Source organism: Wolbachia endosymbiont of Listronotus oregonensis (genome assembly GCF_031205055.1).
Taxonomy (GTDB): domain Bacteria; phylum Pseudomonadota; class Alphaproteobacteria; order Rickettsiales; family Anaplasmataceae; genus Wolbachia.
In genome coordinates this window covers 840,533-856,709 of record NZ_CP102118.1, presented here as the reverse complement: position 1 = coordinate 856,709, position 16,177 = coordinate 840,533, and the positions used below count along the sequence as shown (strand labels likewise).

The window sequence follows — 16,177 nt, the reverse complement described above, 5'->3', positions numbered from 1 at the left end:
TATAGCTGTTTTGATGTAAAAAACTCAAGTGATACTGCTCCAAATCCAAGACCTTTGTACAACATTCCAGGTATAATTAAATCCGATAAAATTGTTTTTGTTGAAGGTGAAAAATGTGCTGAAAGTTTAATAAATAAGGGCATAACAGCAACAACAACGATGTTTGGAGCGAATGCACCTATTGATAAAACAGATTGGACTCCGCTAAAAGGTAAACATATTATCATTTGGCCAGACAATGATGAAGCAGGTAATAAATATGCCAAAAACGCTGAAAAGAAGCTTTTAGACCTTGGGGTTGCATCACTTTCTATTTTAAAAATTTCCCAAGATAAACCAAAAGGCTGGGATGCTGCTGATTGTATTCAAGAGGGAATAGATGTTGAAAAGTTTTTAACTACAACTATTCGCATACCATGCAGAAAGAACGTTACATTTTTCCTTGCCAATCAATACCTAAATGAAAAGTCTCCTGGGCCAGAAGATATCGTTGCACCAAGGATTTTAACTCCAGGAGGTCTTTTGGTATTTGGCGGGGCTCCTAAGGTTGGTAAAAGCGATTTTCTTATCTCGTGGCTCGCACATATGGCAGCAGGCAAACCATTTCTAGAGATGGCTCCAACAAGACCTTTACGGATTCTTTATCTCCAGACAGAGATTGGCTATTTCTACATGTGTGAGCGCATGAAACAACTTAAACTTGATCCAGAGATTCTTGAGTTAGTCTCCTGTAATTTAGCCATTACGCCACAAACAAAGTTGATTTTAAACGAAGATGGCATTAAGGACATTGTCACTGAAGCAGAGAAGATCTTTGCTCCAAATACAGTTGATATTATCGCTATCGATCCATTACGTAACATTTTTGATGCTGATGAATATGGTAGCGAAAATGACAACAATGCTATGCTCTTCTTTCTCCAGGAGAGAATTGAAAAGCTACGATCTCTAATTAATCCTGATGCAGGGATTATTCTCATACACCACACGAAAAAGATGCCAAAGAAGTTACTGGAAGAAGATCCATTTCAAAGCTTTAGTGGTGCTAGCAGCCTAAGAGGATTTTATACTACCGGAATGATCATGTTTAGGCCAGATGAAAAGAACAGCAACCGTCAACTGATGTTCGAGCTACGTAATGGTAATTCCATTTCACCAAAGTGTGTTGATAAAGTTAATGACCGTTGGTATGAAGTTGGTTCTGAGTCACATAGGCTGATAAATAAGGACTATGGAGAAAAGCTAGATGCTGAACGTTCTCGTAGAGATGACATCATCTTGGATTTAATTTATGCAGAGGGGCATAGAGCAACGTTTATACAATCAATCAATTTTGTCAGGCATTTGAAAACAAAGAAGGTTTAGGTAGCAGGCATTCTATTCGTGATCGTCTTGATGTTCTTGCCACGAAAGGTTACATAAAATTCAACAAAGAAGGCAAAAATGCTGCAAGAAACAAATACGGGATACTCTGTGTTGAAGGTATGGAACTCGGAGAGAAAGTATTTGATCAGCAAAAGAACAAAAAGATCATGGTTTACAATAGGTTACTACCGACGCACTACAAATCACCGCATTACGGGAGCGTCATTCCTGTCGAAAATCCAAACGTTTGGGTTTATCACGGCTGAACTTTCCAAACATTAACATCCTAAATTTCTCTTAAAATTTTTTTACCAAGAATCATTATGACTTCAAAAAATTCCTATACTGGCATTGATCAGAAAATTGTCAAAAATATAAGACATTATGCAAAACGTCTTAGAAGAGATAAAGCTTTTGTTCATGAAGAAATCGAAGATATTGAGCAAGAACTCTTACTTGATTGTTTACCTGGCTTGGAGAATTACAATGCACTTGAAGAGCGGTACGATGCTTTAATTACTCAGTATGTAAAATGTCGCGCTCTCAATCTAAAAGAGAAACAACTACGTAAAAAACGTATCATTGATTTTGTTGACGAGACTGATTATGCATCAGGTGAAGAAGAAGGTGAGGACTTTGAATACGACTCTGCGGTGCGTATTGATGTAAATGAAGCAATTGAAAAATTACCTCCAAAGGCAAGAAAGATATGTAAGCTACTCATGAAATATGAAGTTAGTGAAATTTCTAGAAAGACCGGAATACCAGAACAAACAATCTATAGCACAATTAAAGCATTACGTAAGAACTTTGCCCACTTAAAAACGTACCTATTTAGTTAAACACACCTTACAGGAAAAAAATATGAAAATAATAAACAGCGAAGAAAGGGCAAAGATGGTTACAGGTGTGAAGATAGTAATCTTTGGACCTTATGGAATCGGCAAAACCAGTCTACTTAAAACTCTTGATGAGTCAACAACACTGTGTCTTGATTTTGAAGCAGGGCTTTTAGCAGTTCAGGACTGGAAAGGAGATTCAATCAGCGTTCGTACTTGGAACGAGGCAAGAGATATAGCTTGTCTTATTGGTGGGCCTAATCCTGCATTAAACCTGATCAAGCATATAGTCAAAGGCACTATGAGCATGTATCTGGCAAGTACAAAGACCTTTCTTCGGAGTTTTTTAAATATCATTGCATTTTTATCGATAGTATCACTGTTGCATCACGTTTATGCTTTTCATGGGCAAGAATGCAACCTGAAGCTTTTTCCGATAGATCGGGAAGAGAAGATAAGAGAGCTGCTTACGGCACACTTGCTCAGGAGATGATGGCTTGGTTAAATCAGTTTCAGCACATCAGAGATAAGGACATCATTATAGTTGGCACATTAGGTCAGTATCTTGATGATTGTAATCGTTCAACCTGGCTGCCTCAATGTGAAGGGGCTAAAACTGCCAGTGAAATTCCTGGGATTGTTGATGAAGTAATCAGCATGGTTGGCATCAAGAAAGATGATGGCACAGAGGTACGTTCATTTGTCTCTGTCAGACGATTAATTCTTGGGGATATCCAGCTAAAGATCGAAGTGGCTGCTTGAATATGGTTGAAGAACCACATTTGGGTAAGCTGCTTACAAAAATTAAAACCAAGGCTTTTTCTACTGCTACTCAACTTGGAGCATAATTTATGACACAAAGCTTTTTAAATATTGGTCAAAAAATTCCTTTCTTTAGTGTTAAGGAATATTTAGATGATCAATTGCCAATACCAGAAGACATTGTCTCGCCAAGAATTTTAACCAAGAGAGGTTTACTAGTATTCGGTGGCCCTCCTAAGATCGGAAAGAGTGACTTTTTGATTTCTTGGCTCATTCATATGGCTGCTGGAGTTTCGTTCCTTGGCATGACACCAAGTAGACCTTTGAAGATCTTCTACATGCAAACTGAAATTGAATACGAATATATGAAAGAACGTTTGCAACAACTTCAACTTGATAACGGGCTTTTGGATATAGCTGCCAATAACTTAATTATCACGCCGAGAGTGCAATTATCGTTCAATAGTGAAGAAATAGATGAAATCAAAAACACCGTTAAAGAGCGTTTTAAACCTGATATTATTGCAATTGACCCTCTTCGTAACATCTTTAGTAGTGAATATGGCAACGAAAATGATAACAGCGCTATGCTATTCTTTTTACAAAAAACACTTGAAAAACTTCGTAATGCTATTAACCCAGATGCTGGCATAATACTTACCCACCACACTAAAAAATTATCCAAGAAAATGCTAGAAGAAGACCCATTTCAAGGCCTGAGTGGTGCAGGGTCTCTTCGTGGTTTTTATAGTACAGGAATGGTCATGTTTGCACAAGATGAAGAGAGCACAGCACGTCAAATAGTATTTGAACTACGTAATGGTGAACGTGTGCCAAACAAGCTTGTTGATAAGATAAATGGCCATTGGCAACTCGTAGACCAGTGGAACAGCTAATTCAACTTTATTATGGGAGTATTTATGTTACAGGATTTAACTGATTTTAATACTGCAAAATCACAAAGTAATTTAATACCAAAAGGTACAGCGGTAAAAGTCAAAATGGCCATTAAACCTGGAGGTTATGAAGATTGGTTCACTAAAAGCTACGCTACTGGCAGCATCTATTTAAACGCTGAATTTACTGTCACTGAAGGGCCATATGCAAAACGTAAGATTTATCAAGTAATTGGTATTAAAAGTGGCAAAGCAAGCGTTGAAAGAGAGGATGTTTGGGGAGAAATGGGTCGTGCTATGATTCGAAGCATTTTAGAGTCAGCACGCAATATTCACCCACATGATAATTCAGAGAAGGCGGTACTTGCCCGTAAGCTTGGCTCAGTTGCAGATTTAAATGGTTTAGAATTCAGAGCAAAGGTAGGTATTGAAGCTGATCGGTATGGGGAAAAGAACAAGATCACTACAGTTATTACTCCACAGCAGCATCAAAATACTGAAATCGACTGGATTCCGTTTTGAAGTACGACGAGGAGAAGCTCTGGATTGCTGTCATTGAGAGGGCTATGAAAGATGCAGTAGGAAAAAACATAAAACTGAAAGAAGAAGCGATAAAATGGTTAAATTCAGAGTCTTTTGAAACTGTTTGTGAACTAGCTAACCTTGATTTTAAACTTGTGAAAGAACGCTGTATAGGGGTTCTCAAAACCAAAAAGAGCTGAGCAAAACCGCTTCTATCCGTAGATGACGTGAGAAAAAGAAATTTATGAGTGCTTAAAAAATTTTTCCACTTTTTTCATAAAAACCCATGGGAAACACGGTATATATATAGTAGAGGGATCAAACATGTCAATTCTCACCCAAACGGGAAGAGCAGCAATAGCAGCAAGTATAAAAGAGCAAGTTATACATCTTGCCTGGGGAACGGGTGATGAAAGCTGGGAAAGTCACCATAAAGTAGAGAATTTTTTCACCCTTGATGGCGAAATAAAGCTTGATCACACCACTATTAAAAACGTAAAAGTTTTTACAGGACAGACAACTTATCAGCCAAGTATAGACTATACAGTTGATAGCAGTACTGGTGTAATTAAACGTACGGCAAATGGTTCTATTGCAGCAGATGGTGCAGTTACCATAGAGTATACTCAAGATACATCACCAGAACTCATTACTTCTGCAACATTACTCAAGGAAGTTGGACGTCGTGTTGTTGATGAGATACTCTTCTGTGTTGGTGATGAGAATGGAGAGCTTGTTACTCCCTCTGGAAGGTTTAAATCTTCCGCTGTACCAACCAACAATCTCTACCTTAAATTCACTTTCGATTTCACGGACGCAGCAAATCAAGTGATAAGGGAACTAGGGGTTATGGTTGGTACAAAGCTTAGGGAAAATTTATCTCCTGGGCAGAGATATTTTGAACCAAAGGACATAGAAGACCCGGGAATTTTGTTAGTTTTAGAACACACGGTACCACTTATTAGAACTGCAGCAACCCGTGAAACTTTTTCATTTGTTGTTACATTCTGACAATTTCTTGAGATAAAATGACCCTGAATAACTATTATAATCGCTCTGACAAAGAATACGAGAAAAGTTTATTCTTAGCAGGAAGAGGTTTGCAGTCAGCAGAATTAAATGAGATTCAAGATTATGCTCTTTTGAGGCTCAAAGGCATAGGAGATGCGATATTTCGTGATGGTGATATTATAACGGGAAGCAATTGTATCATAGACGGGGAAAAAGTTACACTTGAAGCAGGAAAAATCTATCTTCGTGGAGCGGTTAGAAAAGTTGAAAAAGAAGAATTTACTATTCCACTGAATACTACAGTTCGCATAGGTGTTTATTACGTAGAATCTACCATTACAGAACTTGAGGATGAAAATCTTCGTGATCCTGCAGTTGGTACACGTAATTATCAAGAAGTTGGAGCTGCAAGGCTTAAAGTTTCCACCATTTGGGGTTATCAATCTGAAGGTTTTTTTCCACGTTTTTCTACAGGAGAGTTTTATCCAATCTATAACATTGAAAACGGAGTGTTGGTAGAACATTCACCGCCACCACAAGCAAACATAGTAACTACAGCTCTTGCTCGTTATGACAAAGAGGCAAATGGTTCCTACGTAGTAAATGGCCTAGAAGTAATGTTTTTACAGAGGGAAGAAAAAGGGGGAGAAAGAGGGGCACAAATATTTGTGATTAATGAGGGAAAAGCTCATATTGATGGCTATGAGATTGAACTTCCTCACAGTATTCGTGTTTATTTTGATGAAGATCCAGACATAAAAACAGTTAAATCAGAATTTCACACCTTTCAGCCAAATAGCCAAAGAGTAATGGAACTGAAAGTTCATGATTTTCCGGTTAGTGAGATAAAAAGGATAGATATAACTGTTCAGAAAACATTTGCCGTTACTCACGGTTCATATTCTGGAGTTGTTGATCCGATACCTGACTCTGCAGTTCAGGAGATTATTCAAGTTAAGCAAGGAGATGTAATTTATGAAAATAGTACAGATTACAAGCTCAGTGGAGGAAATGTTGATTGGTCATTACCGGGAAAGGAACCAGCGCCAGGAAGCAGTTACCTGATAACCTACCGCTTTCGCACTCATGTTAGCCCTGAAGATGTGGATGAACAAGGATGTAAAATAAAGGGAGCAGTGGATGGCAGTTTAGTTTCAGTTGATTACACCTGGAAGATGCCCCGCTTTGATTTAATCACTCTAGATGCAAAAGGGGTGATAAGGAGAATAAAGGGAATTGCCCACCCTTGGAGACCATCAATGCCAAAAGCCCCTAGCGGACAATTGCTACTTTGCTACATTCACCAAACGTGGAAAGAAGGGGAAGAGGGGAAAATAAAAGTAGTGAATAATGCTATCCATGCAGTACCGATGAACGAATTGGAAGCAATGAAGAGTGGAATAAGAGATCTTTATGCACTCTTTGCAGAGGAGCGTCTACGCAGTGATGCAAATTCAAGAGAGCCTACCACTAAAAAAGGAGTATTTGTCGATCCCTTCTTTGATGATGATATGCGCGATCAAGGAATTGTTCAGTTTGCAGCAATAGTAAATAAGGAACTGATATTGCCGATAAACGTGGAAATTATTGATGTTGAAAGAGGTAAGGAACCTTATTTATTGCCGTATGAACTTGAGCCAGTGCTTGAGCAGCTTTTACAAACTAAAGAGATGAAGATAAATCCTTATCAGGCATTTGATCCAGTACCGGCAAAAGTTACCATGAACAAAAACATCGATCACTGGACCAAGGTAAAGACCAATTGGTCAAGTCCAGTGACAAGAGAATTTACTACTTCTGAAGTTTCTGAACTTTTATCCAGTAGTACAAAAGAGGAAGAGTTTATGAGAGAAGCAATACAAGATTTTGAGATCGAAGGTTTTGAGCCAAATGAGAAGCTTAAAGAGATAAAATTCGATGGCATCGTCATTCAACCCGTGGCATAGGGGAAAAAAAAGTGGAAGCTAACAACCAGGGAAAATTAAAGGGAAAGGTGAAAGTACCGGCAAATATTCCAGCAGGTACTAAATTAGTACAGTTTTATGGGGATAAAGGAAGCTATGGAGAAGCAACATATACTGGTAAAAAAACTATTACCATAGAAGAACGAAGAAGAGTTTTTTCCAGCAAACGTGTTGATCCTTTAGCACAGACATTTACCTTGGATGAGAGTAGGCATATAGGAGGTGTAGAGCTATGGTTTACAAATAGCGGCAAAAGACGTGTTGTTGTGCAGATTCGGGAAACAACAGTTGGAGTGCCCTCGCAAACAGTTATCGCTGAAAATTCCATCGAGCCAACTAAGATCAATACTGATGGCACAGCAACACGTATAACTTGGTCACCAGTATTTTGCCATGGAGGGCAAGAGTATGCGATAGTTTTACTGACTGATGATGCAGATACAGCGGTAAAGATAGCAGAACTCAGCAAATATGATGCAGTAAACAGCCGTTGGGTAACCAGTCAGCCTTATCAGGTGGGAGTATTACTGTCATCGAGCAATGCAAGTACGTGGACACCGCATCAGAATTTTGACCTTACCTTTCGACTTTTAGCAGCGAAATTTACTGAAAGTTTTCACGTTATTGATCTTGGCAAAGTTACTGCAAATAATACATCAGACTTAATCGCTCTAACCAACATAGAAAAAGTGGGTTTTGATACTAATGTAGAATTTATCTTAACAGATGAGAAAGGAGAAGAAAATTTTCTGTCTGATAATTTGCCGCTCGCACTGCGCGCAAGAATAAGTGGAGAATTAACGGTAAAAGTAGCGCTCAAAGGATCGGGAAAAAAAGTCCAGTTCTCTACCCTGGGTTACAGCTAGTTATGGGGAATATTTCAGAGTCCGGAGATTATGTAACTAGGAGCATTACAGCAGGTTCCAACACTAAGATAACAATTACCTATGATGCGCTGATACCTGGTACTGCAGACGTTAAAGCATATGTGCAGAAGGGGGTGGAAAAAGGAGAAAAATGGCAGTTAGTAAATTTAACAACAGGAAAACCAATCGGAGAAAATTGGGTGGAAAGAACTCACGTGCTATCAAATTTTAATGGTAATGAGACAAGGGTAAAATTAGTGCTTAGCGGAACGGTTGTCTATCGTCCAAAGGTGAAGAATCTACGAGTAATTATCACGTAATGCCAAACGAAGAGACCAAAAGAGGATATCCTTTGCCGCATCCAGAGAACATAGCTGTAGAAGATGTAGTACGTATACGCAGAGCCATAGAAAAGATAGATGAAGATATGAGTGAAAGAGAAGATGAACTTAAAAATAATTTTGAACGATTTAGATTTGAAACTTTTTTGAATTTTTGGGAATGAAAGAAGCAATAGAAGCATTACACCAAAGGATAAAGGATTTAGCAGCAAATAGCACACCCGATCAACTGGCGTATCTTGCGAAATCGTTGGAATTGATAATAGATAAAAAAGCTATTTCCAACGTTGTGCAAATGACCACAATAAAAGAAATAATTGATGCACTACAAGGAAGGCTTAAGGATTTAGCAGCAAATAGTACACCAGATCAGTTAGCATATCTTGCTAAAGCATTGGAATCAATAGTCGACAAAAGTGCAGTGTCTGAAATTGTGCAGATGACAGATGAAAAGTTGAAAGAACTTCTAAACGCTGCAAGATCGCACTTGAATGATATAAATACTAACAAGGAAAATTCAATATCAGCGATAACTGGAGCAAAGACAGAGTCTGTAAATGAGATCAATACGCTAAAAACTAATACCCTGGATACTTTAAAAGCGTCATCAGATTCATATGTATCGCTACTTGATACTCGTAAAAATACCAATATTGCGGCAATAAACAGTATTAGCAACAATCATAAAGATGGTCTTAAAGGTTTAGTAGAAGATTTTCGTGGTGTAAATGATGTGCCAGATGGTTCATCGATCATGAAGGAAATAAAAACCAGGGAAGACCAGCTAAAAACACTAACAACCAAATTTAACTCCATCAATGATTTGCCAAGCGGTTCATCAATTATGAAGGAGGTAAAAACCAGGGAAGACCAGCTAAAAACACTGACAACCAAATTTAACTCCATCAATGATGTGCCAAGTGGTTCATCGATTATGAAGGAGGTAAAAACCAGGGAAGACCAGCTAAAAACACTGACAACCAAATTTAACTCCATCAATGATGTACCAAGTGGGTCGTCAATCATGAAAGAAGTAAAAAATCGAAATATGGTTGAACCAGGGTCATTACCTTTCTTGTTTGGAGTACTAAGTAGAGGAAATAATTACTATGGTCACGGAATTTTCACAACTGAGTTAGGTGGATGGAGCGGTGATATAACAAAAACCGATTACATGTTGCAATTACTTGCGGGTAGCCATACATACGATACAAGTTACGTTAGTTTTTATCGGCCAAGACAATTGAGTTTTATAGAGGGAAGTAAAGGTACATTTATTTACGGAGAGTTGTATACAAACAGTTTTTCGAGTAGTCATAATCAGATATATTACTACCCGTGTGCTGCACTTGGAGTAATGTTTGTAAAAAACACCACAAGTAGGGATATAACAAGAACATTAAACTTTGTTGGTACATCTTATTGGAGTTCAGGATATGAAGGAGCAGGAGCATTTGTGGGAACCCCTGATAATACCAATGCTAGTAAATCAAGAATTTCAAAAATAATGTGGAAAAATGTTTACAAATATGCGAGTTCTAATAGCAAATTTGCCGCATCTGGCAATGTAGAAATTCCAGCAGGAAAAACGGTTGCAGTGTTACTTTATACATCATCTTATCTACATTCCAGAACAAAAGTTAGTGAAGGTGCGTTTTCAGGTGATGTATATACCTATGGTCAATTTATCCAGTGGGGAATTTATAACATACGTAACAACTTTTTAACTGCAGGGCTTGAAATCGATGTAGAAAGAACGCTACGAGCTTGGCAATGTCCAGGATTAGATGCCACCCACAAAATCTGGAATTGATACCAGAAAACGGAGAAAACCAATGCCAATTTATATTCATTTTGAAAACAACAAGCAAATTGAAACAACAACGCTTGAAAGCAAGCCAACTGGGAATGATTGGTACGAAGCGCCAAAGAATTTCGACTGGCAAAAGAGTTATCGGTTAACAGAAGGAGGGAAAATTGTTGAAAGGAGTCAAGAAGATATTGAGCTGGAATTATTGGAAAATGCGAAACATACTGTAATTGCTGTTGAATAATGGAGAGACATACTCCATTATTTTGGCGCGAAGTAACAAATTCAGTAGAATAAGTTCTTCAAAAATAATTTAAACTTTTATAGTAGGAGTAGTCTCATGAAATATTATAGCGGATTAGATGTCTCACTCAAAGAAACTTTTATCAGTATCGTTGATGAGAAAGGAAAAATTATTAAAGAAGAAGTTGTTGCAAGTGAGAGTGATGCAATAGCTAAGTGCTTGCTTGGCCAAGACAAAGAATATGAAGTGATAGGGATAGAAAGTGGACAGCTATCAATATCAATGTGCAAAGAATTAAGGAATTTTGGATTACCAGTAATTTGTGTAGATGCAAGACATATGGCAGCAGCATTATCTGCAAGGATCAATAAGAATGATAAAAATGATGCAAGAGGTATAGCACAAATGATGAGAGCTGGGTTATACAAAGAAGTATTGGTAAAATCAGACGAATCTTGCAAAATTAAGGTAGCGCTTGGAAGCAGAAGGCAGTTAATATGCAACAAGCAGCAAATCATTGGAACAATAAGAGGATTATTGAAGATATATGGAATAAAGCTCGGTAAAGGAGCAAAATTTGAAATTTTTGCCTTAAGAATACAAGATGCAATGAATAATTTGGATGAAATCAGTAGGAGTTCAATAGAAGCATTAGTTTGTAGTTTGGAAACAATAGAAGAATCAATAAGAAAACTTGACAAAATACTTTCAGGACAAGGCGAAAAAGACGAAGATTGCAAATTGTTAACTACTACCCAGGAGTTGGTATGATAGTAGCAATGACATTTAAAGCTGCAATAGATAATCCATATAGATTTGAAACATCTTATACAGTTGGAGCCTATATAGGATTGACACCAAGGCAGTACGCTTCTGGGGAGGTTAATCATCATGGCAGTATATCAAAAATGGGACCAGTGGAGTGCAGAAGTATGTTGTATGAGGCTGCACAAGTCTTACTTGTAGTCAATAAGAAGAAATTTAAGTTAAAAAGCTGGGGATTAAAGCTAGCAAAGAAAAAAGGGATGAAAAAAGCAATTGTAGCAGTAGCGAGAAAATTAGCTGTAATTATGCACAGGATGTTGGTTGATAAAACAGAATTTTGTTATCAATAAACAAGAGGAGTATAGAACAATAGTTTTATTGAAAGTGAAGATAGTAATGCCGATGGAAGGGACAAGCAAGAGCAGAAAGTGAAGCTTAGACTTCGTGCGAAACATGTTGCCGTCCACTTCCGCCTAACAAGTATAGTGCGGCTTGGCGAACTAAAGTTTTAGCCATATTGGACCGCGGAGAGAACTTTGGAAGCATGCTACTTTAACTTATGTAAAATCACTAGGATTATGAGGAAAGTATGACACCTTAATTTTTATGAGTTTAATGAATATGTGAATAAGTACTTTTAATGTGTGTGGACGTACTTATCCACATATTCATTAACTATATTGATTTAGAAAGGTCATTAAAAATTTAGTACAGGTGTTTTTTTGCCAATAAAGCGATTTGTAGTTGAGTAAGATAATATAATAGCAGATAAAATTTGTACTATAGCCAGGCTTGATGTCAGAAAATATTTTTAATGATATAAAAAATTATTATTGACTTTTATGCAATTAGAGAACTTTCTGCATTTTCTAGTCTTCGTGCTTATTATGATAACTATACTCACCAATACACAGGATATTCTCATCAGAAGTCTAAGTCGTATGAAATACAAGCAAAAGCCGCAGAGAACATTTTAGCAGCACCAGAATCTATAGACGAAAAAGATGCAGAAATCGTAGAACCTTTAGCAAAAGTCCGTGAAATTTCAGTAGTAGAAATGGCAAGAATAATTAAGGAAAAAGCAAAAAAAGCAATAGCCAAATGTGAAGAATTGGAAGATATAGCCAAGAGGAAAATTGAAGAAGTCAAAAGTGAAGTAGAGCTACAGGCTTTGCTCGACGATTTTAAACAAAGAATGCAAAAGGTTTTAGAAAAGGGCACTTCGTAAAGTAAGGGGAAAAAGGGGGGAAAGATGTTTTTACATGGGATAAATGTTATAGAGGTTACCTCTGGAGCAAGAACAGTATGCACAGCAAAATCATCAGTGATAGGTGTAATTGGTACTGCGCCTGATGCTGACGAGCAAAAGTTTCCACTCAATAGTCCAGTATTAATAGCGGGAAGCTTAAAAGAGGCAGCAAAACTTGGAAAAAGAGGAACTTTGCCGTCTGCAGTAAATGGAATATTTTCCCAAGCTGGTGCAACAGTAGTAGTTATTCGAGTTGAGGAATCAGAAGAGACGCTGAAAAACATCATTGGAGGAGTTGATGAAGAAACCGGGGAATATCAAGGGATTCAAGCATTCCTCAGCAGTGAAAGTATAGTCAATGTTGCGCCAAGAATACTGATTGCCCCTCAGTTTACTCATCAATTACCCGAAACAGATAGCGAAGGGTCTGTAAATCCAGTGATTAGCGCTTTAATTCCTATAGCAGAAAAGCTAAGAGCAATAATAGTAGCAGATGGGCCAAATACCAATGATGAAGAAGCAATAAAGTGGAGAAAAAGTGTAGGTAGCTCAAGAGTTTACGTAGTTGATCCATGGGTTAAAGTGTTTGAAGGGGAAGAAAAACCGCCAAGCCCATTTGTAGCTGGTTTAATAGCCAAAGTAGATAGTGAGCAAGGCTTTTGGCAATCACCTTCAAATAAAGAGATAAATGGTATTGTTGGGACAAGTAGGGCTATTGATTTTACCCTCGGTGATACAAGTTGTCGAGCAAACCACTTAAATGAAAATGAAGTAACAACGATAATCCATCAAAATGGCTACAGACTCTGGGGAAATAGGACATGTTCAAACGATGAAAGATGGGCTTTTCTGTCGGTGAGGCGTACTGCAGATCTAATCAATGATAGTCTACTGCGAGCTCATTTATGGGCAGTTGATCGAAATATCACCAAAACTTATATAGATGATGTGATTGAGGGGGTGAATTCTTATCTTGCCCATTTAAAAGCCCAAGGAGCAATTATCAATGGAAGATGTTATGCGACACCAGAGTTAAATACACCGGCAAATATTGCAAGCGGGAAAGTGTATTTTGACTTTGAGTTTACACCACCATATCCGGCTGAACAGATTACTTTCCGTTCGCATCTCGTGAATAGCGAAATATTGTAAATTTTACAAAGGGGAAAAGAAGGGGAAAAAGATGTTACCAAAGATTTTAAAGAATTTTAACGTATTTGTTGATGGCCGAGGATATGCAGGAAAAATAGATGAAGTAACCTTGCCAAAACTTACGATAAAAACCGAAGAATATAGAGCTGGTGGTATGGATATTCCAATAAATATCGATATGGGCATGGAAAAGCTCGAAGCTGATTTTACTTTTGCCGAATATGATTCAGAGCTTTTTAGGCTGTTTGGTTTAATAGATGGAAATTCGGTTTCTTTGACGCTAAGGGGTGGTCTTCAAGGCAGTGGAAGTAATGATATTGAAGGAGTAATTATCAACCTTAGGGGAATATTTAAAGAGTTTGATTTTGGCAGTTGGAAGCCGGCTGAAAAAGCAACGCTGAAGTGTACCGTAGCTGCGCATTATTACAAACTTACTATCGGTACTAGAGAACTTATCGAAATCGATGCTGAGAACATGATTCGCAAGATTAATGGTGTTGACCAGATGGCTTTGTTACAAGCAGTTTTAGGAATTTGATGTAGTTTACATATTTTTTTATTGAAAAATTCAGAGAAATGTTGTATAATTATTGTGGTATATTTTGGTAAAACATATGGCAGACTTAGGAATTAACATAGCACTTGACCCAAAAACTTCACATCACCTTACTAGATTAGCTGAAGTTACCAAGGAGCCTATTCAAGAATTAGCAAAAAGGCTAATCATAGAAGGAATTGAATGTGAGATAGAGGAGATTGCGTTATCTGATACTGTCAAGGAGAGTGATGTTCCAGACGCAGAAACAATTAAGTATGAAGACTTCAAGAGGGGATAAAGTATTTACGAAATTGAACTCTTAAAGAGGTATGCTAAAAAGGATTTTCCAGCTTTACCAGAAGAAATAAGATTGGGTATTGAAGAAGCTATAGAAAAGGAACTCAAAGTTAACCCAAATAAAGCTGGTAAACCATTACGTGGCAAGTTACGAGGATATAGAAGACTGAGATTTGATAACTATCGCCTTATCTATCGTGTGAATATTCCAAAACGCAAAGTATTTCTCGTTACAGCAGGACATAGAGATAACATTTATAAACGGGCAGGATTGTTAGACTTACTACCAAAACTTTAAATATATTTTTTGTTGAAAAAGTTTAGAAAAGGTGTGGTCACTTCAATAAAACACAACTTCTGCAATTCAAGTAAAAAATTAGTTATGTAAAAGCCACGAAGACTTTTATTTAATTAACTTTTAGGGGGAAACATGACAACAGTAAAACTTGATAACCCAATAACAGTAGATGGAACTCCGGTTTCGGAATTAACTTTTAGACCAGTCAAAGTAAGAGACTTCCTAGCAATGGAACGTGCCGGTAGTAGTGATTTTGAAAAAGAAGTTGGATTAATAGCAAACCTTGCATCTGTAACAAAAGAAACAATTTGGGAGTTATATTTTGCAGACTACATGAAAATACAGGAAGCGTTGAAAGATTTTTTTCCATCGGTTACACAAAGAACTTAAGATTAAATGTACTAATGCTCTGTTCTGTTGTAGGTGGCGGAATTGAGCAGGTACTTGAGATGGAAATAAACGAATTTATTTTATGGGCCAAAGCTGCGGGAGAGTTTAAATGTCAACATTATCAGTAAAAATAGGTGCAATACTAGATGGTAGCTTTAATAGCGCAATGGCAGGAAGTAGTGCTCAACTTTCCCGTCTTGGGGGTACAATAAGGCAACTTGATGCATCGATGAAATCGGTATCAAAATTTAAGGAGTTAAGTCGTAACACATTAGTTGCCAAGAGATCCTGGAAAGGCTTAGAAGTGCAAGTAACGTCCTTGGCTAAGCAAATGAAAACAACAGCAAAGCCAAGTAAAGATTTAAAGGCTCAGTTTGATAAGGCTAAGGAATCGGCAATAAAGGCCAAAACAGCGTACTTACAGAAGAGAGACACTTTACATGCGCTCAGTGAAGAATTTAAGAAAAGTGGAAAGAATATACAGTCTTTGATAAGAGATCAAGATAAACTAGGTGCTTCTGTAGGTAGGCTGAGAAGTCAATATAGTAAGTTAAACTTTGCTACCAAAGCATACCAGAGATTTTCAGCACAAAGGACACACTTTAAATCACAATTACTAGAAACAGGGGCACTTGCATTAACATTTGGAACTCCATTTAAAGCTGCAATTGATTTTGAAAGTGTTATGGCTGATATCAGGGCAGTGAAAAAATTTTCTAAAGAGAAGGAAGCCAATGATAGAGGATTTATGGAACTTGGCCAGGGAATAAAGGAGTTATCCCGTACAATACCACTATCTGCTGCAGAGTTAGCACAAATAACTACAAGTGGTGCTCGACTTGGTATTGAAGAAAAAAAGATCTTCTAG

At 37.5% G+C, this 16,177-nt stretch carries 17 protein-coding genes and 4 pseudogenes; all 21 read left to right on the top strand.

Going from position 1 to position 16,177, the window contains the following annotated elements:
- The first annotated feature begins 54 nt into the window (after positions 1–54).
- Positions 55–1,365 carry an AAA family ATPase gene (locus NMD99_RS07970; RefSeq protein WP_373457538.1) on the top strand — a complete coding sequence of 437 codons (1,311 nt, stop codon included), beginning with the start codon at positions 55–57 and terminating at the stop codon, positions 1,363–1,365.
- 323 nt (positions 1,366–1,688) lie between these two features.
- Positions 1,689–2,207, top strand: a complete 519-nt coding sequence (locus NMD99_RS04315) for a sigma-70 family RNA polymerase sigma factor (RefSeq protein WP_264688194.1) — start codon at positions 1,689–1,691, stop codon at positions 2,205–2,207.
- Between the two features lie 22 nt (positions 2,208–2,229).
- Positions 2,230–3,052 (top strand): annotated as a pseudogene (locus NMD99_RS04310) (ATP-binding protein).
- A gap of 3 nt (positions 3,053–3,055) precedes the next feature.
- The gene (locus tag NMD99_RS04305) at positions 3,056–3,862 is read left to right on the top strand and encodes an AAA family ATPase (RefSeq protein ID WP_309165607.1); all 807 of its coding nucleotides are present in this window, start codon (positions 3,056–3,058) and stop codon (positions 3,860–3,862) included.
- A 24-nt stretch (positions 3,863–3,886) separates the two neighbouring features.
- The gene (locus tag NMD99_RS04300) at positions 3,887–4,384 is read left to right on the top strand and encodes a hypothetical protein (protein WP_309165606.1); all 498 of its coding nucleotides are present in this window, start codon (positions 3,887–3,889) and stop codon (positions 4,382–4,384) included.
- Positions 4,381–4,584, top strand: coding sequence for a hypothetical protein (locus NMD99_RS04295; protein ID WP_309165605.1), 204 nt, complete (start codon positions 4,381–4,383; stop codon positions 4,582–4,584). The genes NMD99_RS04300 and NMD99_RS04295 overlap by 4 nt, the downstream gene beginning before the upstream one ends.
- Positions 4,585–4,708: 124 nt before the next feature.
- Complete coding sequence (locus NMD99_RS04290; protein ID WP_265016585.1) at positions 4,709–5,395, top strand: hypothetical protein; 687 nt, start codon at positions 4,709–4,711, stop codon at positions 5,393–5,395.
- A 17-nt stretch (positions 5,396–5,412) separates the two neighbouring features.
- Positions 5,413–7,341, top strand: a complete 1,929-nt coding sequence (locus NMD99_RS04285) for a DUF4815 domain-containing protein (protein WP_309165604.1) — start codon at positions 5,413–5,415, stop codon at positions 7,339–7,341.
- 11 nt (positions 7,342–7,352) lie between these two features.
- A pseudogene (locus NMD99_RS04280) lies at positions 7,353–8,545 on the top strand (hypothetical protein).
- Complete coding sequence (locus NMD99_RS04275; protein ID WP_264688187.1) at positions 8,545–8,730, top strand: hypothetical protein; 186 nt, start codon at positions 8,545–8,547, stop codon at positions 8,728–8,730. Before NMD99_RS04280 ends, NMD99_RS04275 begins: the two are co-directional and overlap by 1 nt.
- Positions 8,727–10,379 (top strand): hypothetical protein, encoded by a 1,653-nt coding sequence (locus NMD99_RS04270; protein ID WP_309165602.1) that lies wholly within the window; start codon positions 8,727–8,729, stop codon positions 10,377–10,379. The genes NMD99_RS04275 and NMD99_RS04270 overlap by 4 nt, the downstream gene beginning before the upstream one ends.
- A gap of 22 nt (positions 10,380–10,401) precedes the next feature.
- Positions 10,402–10,596, top strand: a pseudogene (locus tag NMD99_RS04265) (hypothetical protein); the annotation flags it as partial.
- A 120-nt stretch (positions 10,597–10,716) separates the two neighbouring features.
- Entirely contained in the window at positions 10,717–11,391 is a 675-nt protein-coding gene (locus NMD99_RS04260) for an IS110 family transposase (RefSeq protein WP_309165601.1), read from the top strand.
- Positions 11,388–11,735: a transposase gene (locus tag NMD99_RS04255; RefSeq protein ID WP_309165599.1), complete on the top strand. Its 348-nt coding sequence runs from the start codon at positions 11,388–11,390 to the stop codon at positions 11,733–11,735. Before NMD99_RS04260 ends, NMD99_RS04255 begins: the two co-directional genes overlap by 4 nt.
- Before the next feature lie 503 nt (positions 11,736–12,238).
- Positions 12,239–12,613: pseudogene (locus tag NMD99_RS04250) on the top strand (hypothetical protein); the annotation flags it as partial.
- Positions 12,614–12,637: 24 nt separating this feature from the next.
- Positions 12,638–13,786 carry a phage tail sheath subtilisin-like domain-containing protein gene (locus NMD99_RS04245; RefSeq protein ID WP_309165597.1) on the top strand — a complete coding sequence of 383 codons (1,149 nt, stop codon included), beginning with the start codon at positions 12,638–12,640 and terminating at the stop codon, positions 13,784–13,786.
- A gap of 31 nt (positions 13,787–13,817) precedes the next feature.
- Positions 13,818–14,324 carry a phage major tail tube protein gene (locus NMD99_RS04240; RefSeq protein ID WP_309165596.1) on the top strand — a complete coding sequence of 169 codons (507 nt, stop codon included), beginning with the start codon at positions 13,818–13,820 and terminating at the stop codon, positions 14,322–14,324.
- Positions 14,325–14,400: 76 nt separating this feature from the next.
- On the top strand, positions 14,401–14,622 hold the full coding sequence (locus NMD99_RS04235) for a hypothetical protein (protein ID WP_309165595.1): 222 nt from the start codon (positions 14,401–14,403) through the stop codon (positions 14,620–14,622).
- Positions 14,623–14,625: 3 nt separating this feature from the next.
- Positions 14,626–14,919: a type II toxin-antitoxin system RelE family toxin gene (locus NMD99_RS04230; protein WP_319803107.1), complete on the top strand. Its 294-nt coding sequence runs from the start codon at positions 14,626–14,628 to the stop codon at positions 14,917–14,919.
- 132 nt (positions 14,920–15,051) lie between these two features.
- The gene (locus NMD99_RS04225; RefSeq protein WP_309165594.1) at positions 15,052–15,309 is read left to right on the top strand and encodes a phage tail assembly protein; all 258 of its coding nucleotides are present in this window, start codon (positions 15,052–15,054) and stop codon (positions 15,307–15,309) included.
- 109 nt (positions 15,310–15,418) lie between these two features.
- A complete protein-coding gene (locus NMD99_RS04220; RefSeq protein WP_309165593.1) occupies positions 15,419–16,177 on the top strand; it encodes a phage tail tape measure protein in 759 nt (252 codons plus the stop codon).

Coding starts and splice junctions, on each gene's coding strand:
- NMD99_RS04235 (WP_309165595.1), top strand. CDS start 14,401: ATGGCAGACTTAGGAATTAACATAGCACTTGACCCAAAAACTTCACAT.
- NMD99_RS04305 (WP_309165607.1), top strand. CDS start 3,056: ATGACACAAAGCTTTTTAAATATTGGTCAAAAAATTCCTTTCTTTAGT.
- NMD99_RS04315 (WP_264688194.1), top strand. CDS start 1,689: ATGACTTCAAAAAATTCCTATACTGGCATTGATCAGAAAATTGTCAAA.
- NMD99_RS04290 (WP_265016585.1), top strand. CDS start 4,709: ATGTCAATTCTCACCCAAACGGGAAGAGCAGCAATAGCAGCAAGTATA.
- NMD99_RS04285 (WP_309165604.1), top strand. CDS start 5,413: ATGACCCTGAATAACTATTATAATCGCTCTGACAAAGAATACGAGAAA.
- NMD99_RS04220 (WP_309165593.1), top strand. CDS start 15,419: ATGTCAACATTATCAGTAAAAATAGGTGCAATACTAGATGGTAGCTTT.
- NMD99_RS04255 (WP_309165599.1), top strand. CDS start 11,388: ATGATAGTAGCAATGACATTTAAAGCTGCAATAGATAATCCATATAGA.
- NMD99_RS04225 (WP_309165594.1), top strand. CDS start 15,052: ATGACAACAGTAAAACTTGATAACCCAATAACAGTAGATGGAACTCCG.
- NMD99_RS04260 (WP_309165601.1), top strand. CDS start 10,717: ATGAAATATTATAGCGGATTAGATGTCTCACTCAAAGAAACTTTTATC.
- NMD99_RS04270 (WP_309165602.1), top strand. CDS start 8,727: ATGAAAGAAGCAATAGAAGCATTACACCAAAGGATAAAGGATTTAGCA.
- NMD99_RS04245 (WP_309165597.1), top strand. CDS start 12,638: ATGTTTTTACATGGGATAAATGTTATAGAGGTTACCTCTGGAGCAAGA.
- NMD99_RS04240 (WP_309165596.1), top strand. CDS start 13,818: ATGTTACCAAAGATTTTAAAGAATTTTAACGTATTTGTTGATGGCCGA.
- NMD99_RS04275 (WP_264688187.1), top strand. CDS start 8,545: ATGCCAAACGAAGAGACCAAAAGAGGATATCCTTTGCCGCATCCAGAG.
- NMD99_RS04300 (WP_309165606.1), top strand. CDS start 3,887: ATGTTACAGGATTTAACTGATTTTAATACTGCAAAATCACAAAGTAAT.